This window comes from Dorea sp. OM07-5 (assembly GCF_003481355.1).
GTDB lineage: Bacteria > Bacillota > Clostridia > Lachnospirales > Lachnospiraceae > Dorea_D > Dorea_D hominis.
In genome coordinates this window covers 1-356 of the sequence record NZ_QUKZ01000025.1, presented here as the reverse complement: position 1 = coordinate 356, position 356 = coordinate 1, and the positions used below count along the sequence as shown (strand labels likewise).

1 protein-coding gene is annotated in these 356 nt (G+C 37.9%); it reads left to right on the top strand.

Annotation, left to right across the window (positions count from 1 at the left end):
* Window positions 1-356: hypothetical protein (locus DXC04_RS14610; protein WP_199692556.1), on the top strand; the 356-nt coding region annotated here is incomplete at both ends.

The window sequence follows — 356 nt, the reverse complement described above, 5'->3', positions numbered from 1 at the left end:
AAAGAAGACTGGGATGCAGGAAAAGCATTTTTCGGTACGTTTAAAAATATCGGAAAAGAGATATTAGGACTTAACAATAATGAATCGCCGGGAAGTACGGTTATTGTAAATCAAGTGGATTTAAGCGAGGTACAATCCGAACTTGCCAGTATCCAGAGCTCTCTTGATAAGCAGAGCATTTCCCTGAATAAGCTGGAAAGCGATATGCAGAAGAATACGGAGGAAATCAAAGGTCAGATTGAAGCTCTTGGTAAAAAGATTGAACAGACAGATCAGAAACGAAGTTATGAGGACTATCTGAATAACTATTTTAATTTTTATAATAAGTTTCTGGAAGCAACCGCACGCTGTGAAAC